Genomic DNA, 13,566 nt, shown 5'->3' with positions numbered 1-13,566 from the left:
ACTGGAGGCCATGTCCATTCACGAGAACCTGCTCGGGGGACCGCCCCCGACCCACCTGCCCGACGACCCGGAGCCGCGCGAGCTGCTCGCCTCCGGTGCGGCCCCCGCCGAGGTCGCCGCCAAGTACCCGGCGTCCTCCCTGGCCTGGGCGCAGCTCGCCGACGAGGCGTTCGAGGGCGGCCGGGTCGTCGAGTCGTACGCCTACGCCCGCACCGGCTACCACCGCGGCCTCGACGCGCTGCGCCGCAGCGGCTGGAAGGGCCACGGCCCGGTGCCCTTCGAGCACGAGCCCAACCGCGGGTTCCTGCGCGCCCTGCACGCCCTGGCGCGCGCCGCACAGGCGATCGGTGAGCACGAGGAGTACGAGCGCTGCTCGACCTTCCTGCGCGACAGCTCCCCCACGGCCGCCAACACGCTGGGCTGAGCCGCGCGGCGGCCGGAACGTCTCCCCCGAGGAGGGGCGTTCCGGCCACCCGCGGCCGGGAAACCCTTGCCGTGGGAGGCCCGGGCGACGCATGATGCGCGCAGGGGACCGGGGCTCCGAAGCCGACAGGAAGGGGCGGACCGCTACCCGGGAGCACTCTTGTTGCCGAGGAGTCCGCGATGCCGCATCCGCAGTCACCCGTTCCCGAAACCGGCCCGGAGGCCGTGCCGGCCCCGAATCTCGACTTCGAGAGCACGACCCCGTACGAGGACTACATCCGTGCGTCCGTGCTCTCCCAGCTCCAGCACCCCCGCTCGGACGACCCCGGCGAGATGGTCTTCATCGTCACCACCCAGGTGATGGAGCTGTGGTTCACCGTCCTCGTCCACGAGTGGGAGACCGCGGCCCGGGCCCTGCGGGAGGACGCCCTGCCGGTCGCGATGGCGGCCCTCAAGCGCTCGGTCCACGAGCTGCGGTCGCTCAACGCCTCGTGGGAGCCCATAGCCCACCTGACGCCCGCCCAGTTCAACGGCTACCGCTCGGCCCTCGGCGAGGCGTCCGGCTTCCAGTCGGCCACGTACCGGCGCCTGGAGTTCCTGCTGGGCGACAAGTCCGCCTCCATGCTCGTCCCGTACCGCAACGTCCCCCGCGTCCACGACGAGCTGGAGAAGGCGCTGCACGCGCCCAGCCTGTACGACGAGGTCCTGCGCTGGCTCGCCCGGCGCGGCCACGCGGTGCCCGCCGCCGTGCTGGAGCGCGACGTCGCCGAGCGCCACACCGGCGACCCCGGCGTCGAGGACGTGTGGCAGCGGGTCTACGCGGGCGACCAGGACAGCGAGGAGTGCCGGCTGGGCGAGGCCCTGACGGAGGTCGCCGAGCAGGTGTGGCGCTGGCGCAACGACCACCTCGTCGCCACCCGGAGGGCGATGGGCTCGAAGGTCGGCACCGGCGGGTCGGGCGGCGTGGCGTGGCTGGAGAAGCGCGCCGCGAAGAACGTCTTCCCCGAGCTGTGGACGGCGCGCAGCCGTGTCTGACCTCGACCTCGCCCAGGAGGCACGGCGCCTCGACGCCGCCGACGCATTGCGGGCCAAGCGCGAGGAGTTCGCGCTGGACGACCACGACACCACCGTCTACCTGGACGGCAACTCCCTGGGCGCGCTGCCCCGGGCCGTGCCGGCCCGCCTCGCCGACGTCGTCGAGCGGGAGTGGGGGCGGCTGCGCATCCGCTCGTGGACCGAGTCGGGCTGGTGGACCGCGCCCGAGCGGGTCGGCGACCGGATCGGACGGCTCGTGGGGGCCGCCCCCGGCCAGGTCGTGGCCGGCGACTCGACGAGCGTCAACGTCTTCAAGGCGGTCGTGGCTGCGGCCCGCCTCGCGGCGGACGGGGACGGCGGCCGCGACGAGATCCTCGTCGACGCGGCCACCTTCCCGACCGACGGCTACATCGCCGCCTCCGCCGCCCGGCTGACGGGCTGCCGGATCCGCGCCGTCGACGCCGGGGACGTCGCCTCCGCCGCCGGGCCGCGCACCGCCGTCGCGCTCGTCAACCACGTCGACTACCGCACGGGGCGGCTGCACGACCTGCCCGGCACCACGGCCGCCGTGCACGCCGCCGGGGGCCGCGTGGTGTGGGACCTGTGCCACAGCGCGGGCGCGCTGCCCGTCGCGCTCGACGCGGACGGCGTGGACCTCGCCGTGGGCTGCACGTACAAGTACCTCAACGGCGGCCCCGGTTCGCCGGCCTACCTCTACGTGCGCCGCGAGCTCCAGCCGCGCTTCGACTCCCCGCTGCCGGGGTGGAACTCCCACGCCGACCCCTTCGGCATGTCGCCGCAGTACGCCCCCGCCGACGGCGCGGTCCGCGGCCGCGTCGGCACGCCGGACATCCTCTCCCTGCTCGCCCTGGAGGCGGCGCTGGACGTGTGGGACGGCGTGGCCGTCGAGGCCGTACGGGCCAAGAGCCTCGCCCTCACGGACTTCTTCCTGCGCTGCGTCGCCGCGTACGTGCCCGGCGGGCGGCTGGAGTGCGTCACGCCGACCGCGCACGACGAGCGCGGCAGCCAGGTGTCGCTGCGCTGCGCGGACGCGGACGAGGTCATGGCCGAGCTCGTCCGCCGCGGCGTCGTCGGCGACTTCCGCCGCCCCGACGTGCTGCGCTTCGGCTTCACGCCGCTGTACACGGGCTTCGCCGACGCGGAGCGCGCCGCGCGCGTGCTGGCGGAGGTCCTGGGGCCGTGACCCGGGTCGAGACCGTGGCCTACGGCCCCCATCCCAGTCAGGTCGTCGACTTCCACCTGCCCGCGCGCGGGGCGGCGCCGGACGTGCGGGTGACGCTGCTGCACGGCGGCTTCTGGCGTGAGGCGTACGACCGCGCGCACCTGGTGCCCCTGGCCACGGAGCTGGCGGAGCGGGGGCTGGAGGTCGCGCTCGCCGAGTACCGCCGCGTGGGCGGTGGCGGCGGCTGGCCGGAGACCTTCGACGACGTGGTGCGGGCGGCCGGCACGCGGCGGGACGCACCCGCAGCGCGCCGGCACGTCCTGGTGGGGCACTCCGCGGGCGGCCACCTCGCCCTGTGGGCGGCGTCGTCGCCGGCGGCGGGGGCCGTGGCCGTCGACCACGTCGTGGCGCTGGCCCCGGTCGCCGACCTGGCCCGGGCCCGGGAGCTGGGGCTGAGCCGGGGCGCGGTGGGGGAGCTGGTGGCCCCGGACCGGGAGCACGCGGCGGACCCCATGCGCCTGCCGCCGCCGCGGGTGCCGGTGACGCTGGTCCACGGCACGCGCGACGAGGACGTGCCGGTGGACCTGTCGCGCGCGTACGCGCGTGCGGCGCGGGCCGCGGGGGCGGCCGTGGAGCTGACGGTCCTGGAGGGGGCCGGGCACTACGAGCCGATCACACCGGGCACGCCCGGGTGCGCGGCCTGGGCCGCGTCCCTGACCACCGCGTAGTACCTGAGACGGACGCTCACAATCCCCACTCACGCCGACGCCGTCCGGGTCCCGTCTGCCTACGGTTGACGCGTGACCACGTTTGAGACGAACGGGATGCGCAGCGAGATGCGCGTCGTGCAGGGTGCCCTCGACAGCATCCGCGCCGATCTGTTCACCGACGCCTTCGACCTGCGGCCCATGGCACCGCTGCCCGCCGGCCACCCCCTCGTGCGCCGGGCGCCCGGCCGGGCGGCCCGGTACGTGCGGTGGCTGCCGCACGCCGGCGTCACGGCCTTCGTCGTGCTGGCCGTGCTGGCGATGGTGGGCAACGAGTCGTTCCCGGCCGCCGTCGTGATCGGCTCGTTCGTGGCCGTGCCGCTGCTGACCACGTTGTTCCGGCCGATCGGCGCCTGGTGGCTGTCGCTCGGCGCGATGCTGGTCAGTGCCGGTCTCCTGGGCTCCTCGCCCTGGGTCACGCCCGTCGCCCCCTCGCACCTGCTGGTCATGTGCCTGGTGACGGTGCGCACCCGGCCGCGCGTGGCCGCCGAGATGTGGCTGCTGACGACCGTCTTCGGGGGGTTCGTCTCCGCCGTCAGCGGCTACGGGTACCGCGACGACATGTTCCAGGGGACCGTCATGTCGGCCGTGGTCCTCTTCGTCGTCGCCGCCCTCCGCGGCCTGCGCGACTCCAAGCGGCAGGTCGCCGTGCAGGCGGCCGTCACCGAGGCAGAGCGGTCCCGGCGCACGGTCCTGGAGGAACGCACGACGATCGCCCGCGAACTGCACGACGTGGTCGCCCACCACATGTCCGTCGTCGCGATCCAGGCCGAGGCCGCGCCCTACCGCGTCCAGGACCCGCCGCCCGAGCTGGCCGCCGCCTTCGCCACGATCCGCGAGAACGCCGTGGCCGCCCTCACCGAGCTGCGCCGCGTGCTCGGCGTCGTACGGTCCGAGGACCCCGGCGCCTTCGGCGCCGCCCCGCCGGAGGCGCCCCAGCCGACGCTGGCCGACCTCGACGGGCTCCTGGCGAACGTCCGCGAGGCCGGGCTCCCGGTCGAGCGGGTCACCACCGGCCAGGCCCGGCCCCTGCCCCAGGGAGTGGAGCTGTCCGCCTACCGGATCGTGCAGGAGGCGCTCAGCAACGCGCTGCGCCACGCCCCGGGCTCCACCGCCCGCGTGGAGGTCAGCCACGTGCTGGGCGGGCTCGGCCTGCGCGTCGTCAACGGCCGCCCGGACCGGCTCGCCAAGCCCTCCCCGGGCGCCGGCCACGGCCTGCTGGGCATGCGGGAGCGCGTGACGATGCTCGGCGGCGAGATGACGGCCGAGGCCACCCCCGAGGGCGGCTACGAGATCGCCGCCTTCCTCCCCGTCGCGTCCGGCGGGGCCGCCGCGTGACGATCAAGGTGCTCATCGTCGACGACCAGATGATGGTCCGCGAGGGCTTCTCGGTCCTCCTGGGGGCCCAGCCCGACATCGAGGTCGTCGGGGAGGCGGTCAACGGCCGCGAGGCCGTCCGGAAGGTCGCCGAGCTGCGCCCCGACGTGGTCCTGATGGACATCCGCATGCCCGAGCTGAACGGCCTGGAGGCGACCCGCGAGATCGTCGCAGCCGACGCGGACGCCAAGGTGCTCGTGCTGACCACCTTCGACCTGGACGAGTACGTGTACCAGGCGCTGCGGGCGGGAGCCAGCGGCTTCCTGCTCAAGGACGCCTCCGCGAGCCAGCTCGCCGAGGGCGTGCGCGTCGTGGCCGAGGGCGAGGCGCTGCTGGCGCCGACGGTCACCAAGCGGCTGATCCTGGAGTTCTCCCGGCTGGGCGCCCCCCGGGCGCCCTCGCAGGTGGGCGACCTGACCGAGCGGGAGACGGAGGTGCTGGTGCTGGTGGCGCGGGGCCGCTCGAACTCCGAGATCGCCGCCCACCTCGTCGTGGCCGAGTCCACGGTCAAGACGCATGTCAGCCGCATCCTGGTGAAGCTGGGCCTGCGCGACCGCACCCAGGCCGCGGTCTTCGCCTACGAGGCGGGGCTGGTGACGCCGGGCGGGTGAGAGGGGGTCCGGCCCTCACTCCCGCGGCAGCGTCAGCCGCCACGCCTCCGGCAGCGCCGTCCAGGTCCGCGCCCGCACCGGGCCGCGGATCCGGTTGTCCGCGCGGTAGCGGAAGTCCGGGCCCGAGACGGTGACGGCGCGGGCCCGGGCCCGTACCGGCTCGTCCCCGGTGCGGTGCTGCACCGCGACCTCCGCCAGGCCCTCCACGGCCGCCACGGCGACGCGACCGACGGGCCGGTCGACGTCGGCCAGCAGCACGCCGTCCGCCTCGATCCGCAGCCGCGTGCACGCGGGCAGCGGATGCCGCCCGGACGGGCCGGACAGCAGCGTGAGGGCCGTCCGGGCGGTCCGCGCGGCCGGCGTCCACCACGCGTGGTGGACGCCCCCGGCGGGGACGTCCGCGAGCGGCGCCGCGGCCGGCTCGCTGCGGCTGCCGCCCGCGGGCACCCACAGGCCGCCCAGGACCACGCCGTCCACGTCGTCGGCCAGCAGGTCCAGGCTGCGCTCCGCGCCGTCCAGGACCGCGCGTGCGGCCGCCACGGCCCCCAGCGGCACGCCGAGCACCCGGGCCACCGACACGGCCGGCAGGGTGCCCACCGGCACCCACGCCAGCGGCGCGTCGCCCAGCTCCCGGCGCCGGTGCAGCAGGCCCACCACGCGCAGCAGGGCGCGGTCGTCGCCGATCACGACCGTGCGGCGCCGGCCGCGCCTGGCGAGCGCCCGCGCGACTTCCTCCGGGCCGTTCGGGAGGCAGATCTTGGCCACCGATCCGGCGCACAGAACATCCTTCGCGATGCGCGTGGACTCGCCGTCCACACGCCTGGCGACCGGGTCGATGACGACGAGCAGCTGCTGTCCGGTCGGGTCTGCAGCCGACACCTTCGTCCTTCCTCAGGTAATCTCTCGGTGCAAGAGCCCCTGTCGCTGTTGCGCCAGGGGCTTCGTCTATCCGGGGCACCGGTTCGACGGCTCTAGCGGCGGTGAAGGCCCGGAACAAGCGGGCTCCCGCCACCTGTGCACGTTGGACATGCCCCGCCCGGAAGGGGTGTACGCCTGTGCCCGCACTTGTGCTGCTCGGTGCTCAGTGGGGTGACGAGGGCAAGGGAAAGGCCACCGACCTGCTCGGTGGATCCGTGGACTATGTGGTGCGCTACCAAGGTGGCAACAACGCCGGCCACACGGTCGTCGTCGGCGACCAGAAATACGCGCTGCACCTCCTGCCTTCCGGGATCCTCTCGCCGGGGTGCACCCCGGTCATCGGCAACGGCGTCGTCGTCGACCCGGCGGTCCTGCTCTCCGAGCTGAGCGGGCTGAACGAGCGCGGCGTCGACACGTCCAAGCTGCTGCTCAGCGGTAACGCGCACCTGATCACGCCGTACCACACGACGGTCGACAAGGTGACGGAACGCTTCCTCGGCAAGCGGAAGATCGGCACCACCGGCCGGGGCATCGGCCCGACCTACGCCGACAAGATCAACCGCGTGGGCATCCGGGTCCAGGACCTCTACGACGAGTCGATCCTGACCCAGAAGGTCGAGGCGGCCCTCGACTTCAAGAACCAGATCCTGGCGAAGCTCTACAACCGCCGCGCGATCGACGCCGCCCAGATCGTCGACGAGCTGCTGGGCTACGCCGACCAGATCAAGCCGTTCGTCGCCGACACCACGCTGATCCTGAACAACGCCATCGACGACGGCAAGGTCGTCCTCTTCGAGGGCGGCCAGGGCACCCTGCTGGACGTCGACCACGGCACGTACCCCTTCGTGACCTCCTCGAACCCGACCGCGGGCGGCGCCTGCACGGGCGCGGGCGTGGGCCCCACGAAGATCAACCGTGTGATCGGCATCCTGAAGGCGTACACCACCCGCGTCGGCGCCGGCCCGTTCCCGACCGAGCTGTTCGACAAGGACGGCGAGGCGCTGCGCACCATCGGCGGCGAGCGCGGTGTCACCACCGGCCGTGACCGCCGCTGCGGCTGGTTCGACGCGGTCATCGCCCGCTACGCGACCCGCGTCAACGGTCTGACGGACTTCTTCCTCACCAAGCTCGACGTGCTCACGGGCTGGGAGCAGATCCCGGTCTGCGTCGCCTACGAGATCGACGGCAAGCGCGTCGAGGAGCTGCCCTACAGCCAGAGCGACTTCCACCACGCGAAGCCGGTCTACGAGATGCTGCCGGGCTGGACCGAGGACATCTCCAAGGCCAAGACCTTCTCCGAGCTGCCGAAGAACGCCCAGGCGTACGTGAAGGCGCTGGAGGAGATGTCGGGCGCGCCGATCTCCGCGATCGGCGTCGGCCCGGGCCGCGACGAGACGATCGAGATCAACTCGTTCCTGTCGTAAGCGGTACCCCTGGACGCGACGGCGCCCCGGTGGCCGTGAGCCACCGGGGCGCCGTCGCGTTCGGGCGGCCTGCCGGGGTCAGTAGAGCTTGCGGTAGACCAGCGACGCGTCCTTCGTGCCGGAGTCGGCGAAGTCCCGCCGCATCCTGCCGTCCGGGAGCAGGACCAGCTCGGACGCGGAGCCCGGCTGGCAGGCGGAGGTGGGCATGGCCCGGGTGACGCTGGAGGGGCCGAGGCGCATCGGCGTGCCGGCGGTGCCGCCGCCGGTGACGGTCGTGCGCCACGTGCAGACGTAGGAGCTGCCGTCGTCGAGGACGCCGCTGCCGTCGATGGTGACGCCGGCGGCCGGGCCCTGGGAGACGGTGATGGTCCGCGTGTTGACGCGCGAGCCGCTGCCGAAGCTGGACTGCCAGGTGCCCTCGAACCCCTGCCCCCCGGAAGTGGGGGTGGGGCTGGCGCCGACGGCAGTCGGCGGCCCGGGCGCGGGAGTCGCGGGCCCCGCGGAGGACGCCGTGCCCCCCGAGGGCGCGGTGCTCCGCGCGGAGGCCGAGGACGCCGGCACGGGGCCGGCGCCGTGCCCGGTGTCGTGGGTCTCCCGGTTCAGCAGGTACACCGTCCCGCCACCGGTGAGCAGCCCGGCGACCACGATCGCGGTCACGATGACGGGCGTCTTCGAGCGCCGCGGCGGCGGCGCGGGCGCCACGACCACGGTGGGGTGGTGGTACGGGCTTCCGTAGCCGTACGGGGCGTGCGGGCCCGGGACCTGCGGCGGCAGCGGCTGGGCGGGCGTGGTCACGGTGGGCGGGTCCGCCGGCCGGGCGGCCACCGGCGGCTCGACGCGGGTGGGCGGCTCCGCCGCGGATATGGGGGGCGCCGGCGCGCCCGCGGGCTCCTCCACGTTCAGCAGCCGCACCGCGTGCCGCCCCAGCTGGGCGACCAGGCCGCCGGGCAGCCAGGGCTCGGCGGTGCGCAGGTCGCCGAGCAGGTCCTCCACGCCGGTCTGCTCCAGCACCTGCTCCGGCGTGGGCCGCTCGGCGGGGTCCTTGGCGAGGAACTCCGAGATCAGGGGCCGCAGGGGCGCGGGCACGCCGTCGAGGTCGGGCTCCTCCTGCGCGATGCGGTACATCAGCGCGTGGACCCCGCTGTCGGCCGTGCCGAAGGGCATCCGGCCGGTGGCGGCGTAGGCCAGCACCGAGCCGAGGCAGAAGACGTCGCTGGCGGGCGTGACCTGGGCGCCGCGCACCTGCTCGGGCGACATGAAGCCGGGGGAGCCGACGGCCGCGCCGGTGCGGGTGAGCCCTCCGTCGGTGACGGTCTCCAGGGCGCGGGCGATGCCGAAGTCGATGACGCGCGGACCGTCGAGGGTGATCAGCACGTTGGACGGCTTGAGGTCCCGGTGGACGATCCCGGCGGCGTGGACGGCCGTCAGGGCCCGGGCGAGCCCGGCGCCGAGGATGCGCACGGAACGCTCGGGCAGCGGGCCGAAGTCGTGGTCGACGACCTGGCGCAGCGACGGCCCGGCGATGTAGCCGGTGGCGACCCAGGGCACGTCGGCCTCGGTGTCGGCGTCGAGGACCGGCGCGGTCCACTCCCCGCCGACCCGGCGGGCGGCCTGGACCTCCTGCCGGAAGCGGCGCCGGAACTCCTCCTGGCACGCCAGCTCCGGCTGGACGAGCTTGACCGCGACCGTGCGGCCCCGGTCGGACCGCGCGAGATAGACCCGGCCCATGCCGCCCGCGCCCAGCCGGCCGAGCAACCGGTAGGCGCCGAGTGTGCGTGGATCCTCCGGCGACAGACCTTCCATGCCGGGCACTCCTTCCCCCATGTTTCTTCGCGGAGAATAGCGGCACGGCAAAGGGCCGGGTATCCGCACGGCGAAAGTGCGGACCCCGGCCCCGGATGTCCTCACCCGGCGACGGGCGACCGGTGGGGTCGCCGCCGCCGTTCCCGCGCCCGGCGCGGGCCCGGGGCGGGCGGGACGTCAGGACGGAAGGATGTTCTCCGCCTGCGGGCCCTTCTGCCCCTGGGAGATCTCGAAGCTGACCTTCTGGCCCTGCTGGAGTTCGCGGTAGCCCTGGGTGGCGATGTTGGAGTAATGGGCGAAGACGTCGGCTCCGCCGCCGTCCTGCTGAATGAAGCCGAAGCCTTTTTCGGAGTTGAACCACTTTACGGTGCCGGTAGCCAAGTCGAGCTCCTCAACGGGGTGTTACGGGGGTAATCCGTACGCGACGGAAAAACGCAAGTGCGCCCGAGGGTCACTGGCCTTCGGACGCACATGACATATGGGTACCAAACTGCAACCGCGAAAAACCGTAGCAGGCAAATGCCATTGAATGGGGATTTGTACGCGGCGATTTGCCGGGGCGAATGCGGGAGTCCGGGACCGGGCCCGCTGCCCCGTGGCGGTGGTCAAGCGCGGGAAGCGGACGGAACCCCTCCGCACGCCGGTGACGGTCCTCGCTTATCGTTGCGTGGGCCGTTCGCATGGCAGGCGCACGGTCACCGAAGGGAAGAGACCACGACCATGCCCGGCAGCGACCCTGTCAAGCGCACGACGCTGCGTTCACAGATCGCCGATGCCCTGCGCGAAGAGGTGATCGCGGGACGGCTTCCGGCGGGGCGGCAGTTCACCGTCAAGGAGATCGCCGAGCAGTACGGCGTCTCCGCCACGCCCGTGCGCGAGGCGCTGCTGGACCTGTGCTCGCAGGGGCTGCTCGACGTGGAGCTGCACAAGGCGTACCGCGTCCGCGAGTTCTCCTACGCCGACTTCCGGGACATGGTCGAGGCCCGCACCCTGATCGTCGAGGGCATGTTCCGCCGGTCCGCCGAGCGCGCGCTGCTGTCGGCCACGCCGGAGTCCCTGGGCTCGGTGCGGCGCCGGGCGGAGGAGGCGGGGCGGGCGGCGCTCGCCGGCGACCTCGACATCCTCATCGGTTACGACCTCCGTTTCTGGCGTGAGATGGCCGGTCTGGTGGGTAACCCCTACATATCCGACTTCCTGGACCGGGTGCGGGTGCAGAGCTGGGTCTTCACGGTGCCGCTGCTGCGGCGGCTGGACGACCTGCGGGGCCGGCTGTGGCACCGGCACACCGAGCTGGTGGAGGCGGTGGCGGGCCGGGACGTGGCCAGGGCGCAGCGGATCATCGTCGAGTACAACGCCCACACGCTGGCCCTCGTCGACGGACTGTCAGGGGCGGCGGCCGGAGGGGCCGGGCGGTCGCCCGGGTCTCCGGCGGAGGGGCCGGCCTCGGCCTGAACCAGCTGTCCGACACTGATCGACCGCCGACCGAATAGGGTCGATGTCGCTCGCTGTCGTCGACAAAACGGATTGTGATGTCAATAACCCAGCCGTCGGACCCGTCCGTGGCAGCCGATGACGCGACCGTAGACCTCACGGTGATCGTGCCGGCGTACAACGAGGAGGACCGGCTCGCCCCCACCCTGGCGGCGATCCGGGACCACCTCAGGTCCTGCGGGCCGGCCGACTGGGAGCTGATCGTCGTCGACGACGGTTCGACCGACGCGACAGCGGCCGTCACCGAGGCCGCGGCGGCTGAAGAGCCCCGCATCCGCCTCCTGCGCACCCCCGCCAACCGCGGCAAGGGCCACGCCGTGCGCACCGGCGTCCTCGCCTCCCACGGCCGCCGCGTCCTGATCACCGACGCCGACCTGGCCACCCCCATCGAGGAACTGGGCCTGCTGAGCCGGGCGCTGGACGAGGGCGCCACCGCCGCCGTCGGCTCCCGCGCCATGCCCGGCTCGCGCATCGCCGTGCGCCAGAACCCCCTGCGCGTGCTCCTCGGGCGCCTGGGCGCCCGGCTGATACGGGCGGCGGCCGTGCCCGGCATCCGGGACACCCAGTGCGGCTTCAAGCTCTTCGACGGCGACAAGGTGCGCACCGCCTTCGGCACCTCCCGGCTCGACGGCTGGAGCTTCGACGTCGAGATCCTGCGCTTCTTCCACGACAAGGACTGGGAGGTCGCCGAAGTGCCCGTCCGCTGGGCCCACCAGCCCGGTTCCAAGGTCCGGCCCCTCGCCTACCCCAAGGTCCTCGCGGACCTCATACGCCTGCGCTGGCGCACGGCCAGTCCCACGCGGCTGCTCATACCCGCCCTGTTCCTCTTCGCCTCCTTCGTGCTCTACGCCGGGCTGTGGGGCGGCCCGGGCGACCGCTACCTCGTCGACTCCGGCTCGGACCAGCAGCAGTGGGAATGGTTCTTCGCCGTCACCGCCGACAACGTCGCCCACCTGCGGAACCCGCTCTTCACCGATCTCCAGAACTTCCCCCTGGGCGTCAACCTCATGGCGAACACCGCCATGCTGGGCCTGTCCGTGCCCCTCGCCCCCGTCACGCTCGCGTTCGGACCGCAGGTCACCTGGGCGATCGTGCTGACCGGCGGCCTGGCCGCCACCGCCTTCTCCTGGTACTGGCTGCTGGCCCGGCGCTTCGTGCGCTCCCGCTGGGCGGCCGCGCTGGGCGGCGCCTTCTGCGCCTTCGCGCCGCCGATGGTCTCCCACGGCGTCGCCCACCCCAACTTCGCGGTGCTCTTCATGATGCCGCTGATCATCGACCGCGCCCTGCGGCTGTGCGAGGGCGCGAGGCCCACCCGGGACGCGGTCGTCCTCGGCCTCTTCCTCGCCTACCAGATCTTCCTCGGCGAGGAGGTGCTGCTGCTGGCCGTGACCGGCCTCCTGCTGTTCGCCTTCGGCTACGCCCTCGCCGCCCCGGACGTCGCCCGGGCCCTCGCCGGGCGGCTGCTGCGCGGACTCGGCGTCGCGGCGCTGGTGGCCGTCCCGCTGGTGGCCGTCCCCCTCCTCTGGCAGTTCCAGGGGCCGCAGAGCTACCACAGCGTGCTGCACGGGCAGGTCGGCAACCACCCGATGGCCCTGCTGGAATACGCCACCCGCTCCCTGGCCGGCGACGAGAAGACCGCCGCCTCGCTCTCGCTCAACCGCACCGAGGAGAACGCCTTCTTCGGCTGGCCGCTGGTCGTCCTCGCCGTCGCCGTCGTGGTCCACCTGCGCGACCAGCCGCGGGTGCGGGCCCTCGGCTTCACCGCGCTGGCCGCGGCCGTCCTCTCGCTCGGCCAGAACATCCCGCTGCTCGGAACGGACAAGACGCTGCCCGGCCCGTGGCGGCTCGTGGCGAAGATGCCGTTCTTCGAATCCGTCATCGAGTCCCGGGTCGCGATGATCTGCGCGCCCGTCCTCGGCATCCTCCTCGCCCTCGCCTGCGACCGGCTCGCCGTGCGCCGCGCCCGCAGCGAGCGCGAGGCCTCGCGGCGGCTGCTCGGCTGGGCCGCGCTCGTCGTGGCCGTGCTGCCGCTGGTGCCGACGCCGTACCGCACCGTGGAGCGCACCCCGGCCCCGCCGTTCGTCGCGGACGGCACCTGGCGGGAGTACGTACGCCCCGGCCGCTCGCTCGTGCCCGTGCCCGTGCCCTCCCCGGGCGAGGTCACCGCCCTCGGCTGGCAGATCGAGGCGGACCTGGGCTTCGCCTTCCCCGGCGGCTACTTCAACGGACCGTGGGGGCCCGACCGCGTCGGCATCTACGGACCGGAGCCGCGCGCCACCTCCGACCTGCTCGGCAAGGTCCGCGAGAGCGGCAAGGTGCCCGACGTCGGTGACCGGCAGCGCGCCGACTTCCGCCACGACCTCGACTTCTGGCGCGCCGACGCGCTCGTCCTCGGGCGGGCCGACAACGCCCTGGCGCTGCGCGAGACGGTCACTCGACTGGTGGGCGCACAGCCGGAGCGCGTCGGTGACACCTGGGTGTGGGACGTGCGCGGGAAGAGTTGACGATGTCCGTCGCCGCTGTATGACAACCGG

General features: G+C 73.8%; 12 protein-coding genes. 9 read left to right on the top strand and 3 right to left on the bottom strand.

Going from position 1 to position 13,566, the window contains the following annotated elements; all coding sequences use genetic code 11:
* Positions 1-10: 10 nt before the first annotated feature.
* The 6 genes from CYQ11_RS14585 to CYQ11_RS14560 all read left to right on the top strand — a co-directional run bounded on the left by CYQ11_RS14585 (position 11) and on the right by CYQ11_RS14560 (position 5,396).
* Positions 11-424 (top strand): DUF3151 domain-containing protein, encoded by a 414-nt coding sequence (locus CYQ11_RS14585; protein WP_099200096.1) that lies wholly within the window; start codon positions 11-13, stop codon positions 422-424.
* 179 nt (positions 425-603) lie between these two features.
* Positions 604-1,458: a tryptophan 2,3-dioxygenase family protein gene (locus CYQ11_RS14580; RefSeq protein WP_099200098.1), complete on the top strand. Its 855-nt coding sequence runs from the start codon at positions 604-606 to the stop codon at positions 1,456-1,458.
* On the top strand, positions 1,451-2,662 hold the full coding sequence (gene kynU / locus CYQ11_RS14575) for a kynureninase (protein WP_099200099.1): 1,212 nt from the start codon (positions 1,451-1,453) through the stop codon (positions 2,660-2,662). Before CYQ11_RS14580 ends, kynU begins: the two co-directional genes overlap by 8 nt.
* Positions 2,659-3,369 carry an alpha/beta hydrolase gene (locus CYQ11_RS14570; protein WP_099200101.1) on the top strand — a complete coding sequence of 237 codons (711 nt, stop codon included), beginning with the start codon at positions 2,659-2,661 and terminating at the stop codon, positions 3,367-3,369. Before kynU ends, CYQ11_RS14570 begins: the two co-directional genes overlap by 4 nt.
* 96 nt (positions 3,370-3,465) lie before the next feature.
* A complete protein-coding gene (locus CYQ11_RS14565; protein ID WP_099200103.1) occupies positions 3,466-4,746 on the top strand; it encodes a sensor histidine kinase in 1,281 nt (426 codons plus the stop codon).
* The gene (locus tag CYQ11_RS14560; RefSeq protein ID WP_099200105.1) at positions 4,743-5,396 is read left to right on the top strand and encodes a response regulator; all 654 of its coding nucleotides are present in this window, start codon (positions 4,743-4,745) and stop codon (positions 5,394-5,396) included. Before CYQ11_RS14565 ends, CYQ11_RS14560 begins: the two co-directional genes overlap by 4 nt.
* A 15-nt stretch (positions 5,397-5,411) precedes the next feature.
* Here CYQ11_RS14560 and CYQ11_RS14555 read toward each other — a convergent pair whose 3' ends face one another.
* The gene (locus CYQ11_RS14555) at positions 5,412-6,275 is read right to left on the bottom strand and encodes a diacylglycerol kinase (RefSeq protein ID WP_099200107.1); all 864 of its coding nucleotides are present in this window, start codon (positions 6,273-6,275) and stop codon (positions 5,412-5,414) included.
* Positions 6,276-6,451: 176 nt separating this feature from the next.
* On the opposite strand from CYQ11_RS14555, the gene CYQ11_RS14550 reads away from it, so the two are divergent.
* Positions 6,452-7,738 (top strand): adenylosuccinate synthase, encoded by a 1,287-nt coding sequence (locus CYQ11_RS14550; protein ID WP_104650993.1) that lies wholly within the window; start codon positions 6,452-6,454, stop codon positions 7,736-7,738.
* 78 nt (positions 7,739-7,816) lie between these two features.
* Here the strand turns inward: CYQ11_RS14550 and CYQ11_RS14545 are convergent, their stop codons facing one another.
* Together CYQ11_RS14545 and CYQ11_RS14540 are read right to left on the bottom strand one after the other, a co-directional pair.
* Positions 7,817-9,541: a serine/threonine-protein kinase gene (locus CYQ11_RS14545; protein ID WP_099200110.1), complete on the bottom strand. Its 1,725-nt coding sequence runs from the start codon at positions 9,539-9,541 to the stop codon at positions 7,817-7,819.
* Between the two features lie 177 nt (positions 9,542-9,718).
* A complete protein-coding gene (locus CYQ11_RS14540) occupies positions 9,719-9,922 on the bottom strand; it encodes a cold-shock protein (RefSeq protein ID WP_099200112.1) in 204 nt (67 codons plus the stop codon).
* A 339-nt stretch (positions 9,923-10,261) separates the two neighbouring features.
* Between CYQ11_RS14540 and CYQ11_RS14535 the strand changes: the two genes are divergently transcribed.
* Together CYQ11_RS14535 and CYQ11_RS14530 are read left to right on the top strand one after the other, a co-directional pair.
* Positions 10,262-10,993 carry a GntR family transcriptional regulator gene (locus CYQ11_RS14535; RefSeq protein ID WP_099200114.1) on the top strand — a complete coding sequence of 244 codons (732 nt, stop codon included), beginning with the start codon at positions 10,262-10,264 and terminating at the stop codon, positions 10,991-10,993.
* A gap of 77 nt (positions 10,994-11,070) precedes the next feature.
* Positions 11,071-13,536, top strand: a complete 2,466-nt coding sequence (locus tag CYQ11_RS14530; RefSeq protein ID WP_099200116.1) for a dolichyl-phosphate beta-glucosyltransferase — start codon at positions 11,071-11,073, stop codon at positions 13,534-13,536.
* Positions 13,537-13,566: the final 30 nt, after the last annotated feature.

This window comes from Streptomyces cinnamoneus, from assembly GCF_002939475.1.
GTDB lineage: Bacteria > Actinomycetota > Actinomycetes > Streptomycetales > Streptomycetaceae > Streptomyces > Streptomyces cinnamoneus_A.
This window is presented reverse-complemented; position numbering and strand designations above follow the sequence as displayed.

Coding starts and splice junctions, on each gene's coding strand:
- CYQ11_RS14545 (WP_099200110.1), bottom strand. CDS start 9,541: ATGGAAGGTCTGTCGCCGGAGGATCCACGCACACTCGGCGCCTACCGG.
- CYQ11_RS14565 (WP_099200103.1), top strand. CDS start 3,466: ATGCGCAGCGAGATGCGCGTCGTGCAGGGTGCCCTCGACAGCATCCGC.
- CYQ11_RS14535 (WP_099200114.1), top strand. CDS start 10,262: ATGCCCGGCAGCGACCCTGTCAAGCGCACGACGCTGCGTTCACAGATC.
- CYQ11_RS14530 (WP_099200116.1), top strand. CDS start 11,071: ATGTCAATAACCCAGCCGTCGGACCCGTCCGTGGCAGCCGATGACGCG.
- CYQ11_RS14580 (WP_099200098.1), top strand. CDS start 604: ATGCCGCATCCGCAGTCACCCGTTCCCGAAACCGGCCCGGAGGCCGTG.
- CYQ11_RS14585 (WP_099200096.1), top strand. CDS start 11: ATGTCCATTCACGAGAACCTGCTCGGGGGACCGCCCCCGACCCACCTG.